Origin of the sequence: Candidatus Symbiopectobacterium sp., from assembly GCF_020054415.1 — a bacterium.
GTDB lineage: Bacteria > Pseudomonadota > Gammaproteobacteria > Enterobacterales > Enterobacteriaceae > Symbiopectobacterium.
Genome location: NZ_JAHWCO010000150.1, coordinates 1 through 2,218, shown reverse-complemented (window position 1 = coordinate 2,218; position 2,218 = coordinate 1). Strand labels below are relative to the sequence as shown.

Sequence of the window (2,218 nt, the reverse complement as noted above, 5' to 3'; positions counted from 1 at the left end):
CGCTGCTTGAGGGCCTTGTTATAAGAGGGCCAGTTGGTGATTTTAAAATTTTGTTTTGCCATGGAGACCTGATTTTGAAACAACTGTGGTGATCTGCTCCGATGATTACCCAAAAGTTCTATTTATTCAACAAAGCCCGGAGTAGGTGCGGTAGGAGTAATATCCAGCGCCCTTTCCGCTGAAAAAACGAGCAGGATAAAAGCCGCAGATGCGCTGCTTTCGTCGCCAGAGTTCAAGTCAATGATCTTTCGCTCACAAAGCGCACGTATAGATAGAGCAGAAGTTAGGCGCGTAATTGAAAGTAAGGTGACGCGATCTAAAGCATATGAGCGATGGGCAAGCACATTATCAAGCGACGAGGCTAAAACCCTTGGTCGCGTTGGTTTGATAACGTGGTTATCCCGCGAGGATTAATCAACTCTAGTAATATTTCCATCCTTTTCCTGATAAATCTTACAGTTATCATTTTTGGATAACTTAATCATATCACCCAGAATCTTAAACAGATAATAAGCCGCAACAACGAAAGACACAGCGGTAATCATCGTGAGCGTGATGATTTGTGCTATGGCTTTAAGTGATGGGAATAAATAATAACTAGTTGAAAAACTGGCAGTAATAACGATTAATCTGTACACAGACACCTCCGCCATGGATGGCTATTTTTTTACCATTTGGCGGAACACGCCACACATACCAGCATATTTAGACGAAAGCATGAGGTTTGTCACCAGCTCAGCTCCATCACCCAATTCGATACCTTCTCCGCTAACTGATTTTCCAGTAGCGGGGCTTTGTTGAATAATAGGTAATCATGCTGTTTTTCCATGCCAGTTTTGGTTGAAAACGCTTGTCATCTCAGGTGTACACTTTTCTCATGGGGCCTAACTGCATTATTTTACGTTGCGAGGATCCGTCGTTTCGCTGGACTACCAGCATAAAATCTATTTATTCAACAAAGCCCAGTAGCGGATGATGATGAAAAACTAGCCAGCGCCACCAGCGCCGCAATAACGTACTTCATCCCAACCTCCCATTAAGGAAACCCCATGACCATAGAAGAACGCTTATCAGAACTTGAACTCACCGTTAAGGTGATGAAATGCCACCTCGGAGACGTTCATCTTGAAAGCCTGAAACGTCAGTTGGAAGAGTCAGAGGCCACAGCTAAAGCAAAGCGTGATAGTTATAATTCTACGCTGGAAGCGATTAAATCCGGTACTTATTGATGTTGGAACTGGTATCCAGATCGTCTCTATCGCCGGTGCGGTTTAGCTCATCAAAAACAGCCTGTCGCTCACTCTGGGGCAGCTTGGAGTACATGAGGAATACCAGCTTTTTCAGCTTCTTGATTTCGCGCTGTAGTTCTTCGTTTGACAAAACCTTACCGCCGTTCCACTGGTTCATGCTTTATCCTTACCATACATAGTGTTAAGCGTCTCAAACACAACAGCCTTGAACTGCTCGGCGTGCCGATCAGCCAATCGCTCTGCTTCGTTAGAGAATCCGGTTATTTTTAGCGGCTCATTTAGGGCGTCTTGTAGAATTTGCACGTACTCAGCGTTCACCGAACGGTTATTTGCTTTTGCTCTGAGCGCCAACTTATCACGCATCCCTTGCGGCATGCGGACAGTGAATTTATCGTCATCCCGCGCCATACCATCCCCCATATGCACATCAGGGGATAATAGGCGGGATTTTTTTCCCCCACAATAAAGGCACAGTGCTTCCATTGCTTTATTAAATAAACCAATTACCGCAGACCAGCGCTGTGGGGACTACTCACGCCCGGAGAAAATAATGGCGGATATCACACCAAACATTGTTGTAAGCCAACCCAGTCAACTTTTCACGCTCGCACGCTCTTTCAAGGCCAACGCCAACGGTAAAATCTACATCGGCCAGATTGATTCCGATCCGACGCTCCCCGACAACCAGATACAGGTTTATATCGAAAACGAGGACGGTAGCCACGTACCTGTAGCACAGCCCATTGTTATCAATTCTGGCGGCTATCCGGTATACAACGGGCAGATTGCCAGGTTTGTAACCGTGCAGGGCCATTCTATGGCGATTTACGACGCCTACAACGTGCAGCAATTCTATTTCCCGAATGTGCTGAAGTATGACCCGGATCAGTTACGGGTAGAAATTGCATCTCCGGGAGGTGCTGACCTTGTTGGTTTTTCACCGGATAATACATATTTAGTTGGAACTG

Annotated in this window: 4 protein-coding genes; 2 read left to right on the top strand and 2 right to left on the bottom strand. The window is 45.8% G+C overall.

All coding sequences use genetic code 11. The annotated features are described in order from the left end of the window. Nucleotides 1-1,049: 1,049 nt before the first annotated feature. Nucleotides 1,050-1,229 (top strand): hypothetical protein, encoded by a 180-nt coding sequence (locus QZ506_RS04540; RefSeq protein WP_291969362.1) that lies wholly within the window; start codon nucleotides 1,050-1,052, stop codon nucleotides 1,227-1,229. On the opposite strand, the gene QZ506_RS04535 is transcribed toward QZ506_RS04540, so the two are convergent. Both QZ506_RS04535 and QZ506_RS04530 read right to left on the bottom strand, forming a co-directional pair. After that, nucleotides 1,210-1,407, bottom strand: coding sequence for a hypothetical protein (locus tag QZ506_RS04535; RefSeq protein ID WP_291969360.1), 198 nt, complete (start codon nucleotides 1,405-1,407; stop codon nucleotides 1,210-1,212). The two genes, QZ506_RS04540 and QZ506_RS04535, sit on opposite strands and share 20 nt — an antisense overlap. Continuing rightward, nucleotides 1,404-1,733, bottom strand: a complete 330-nt coding sequence (locus QZ506_RS04530; RefSeq protein ID WP_367272970.1) for an Arc family DNA-binding protein — start codon at nucleotides 1,731-1,733, stop codon at nucleotides 1,404-1,406. Before QZ506_RS04530 ends, QZ506_RS04535 begins: the two co-directional genes overlap by 4 nt. Before the next feature lie 67 nt (nucleotides 1,734-1,800). Here QZ506_RS04530 and QZ506_RS04525 point away from each other — a divergent pair. Beyond that, nucleotides 1,801-2,218 (top strand): phage head-binding domain-containing protein (locus QZ506_RS04525; RefSeq protein WP_291969359.1); only part of this gene is annotated, 418 nt, incomplete at its 3' end.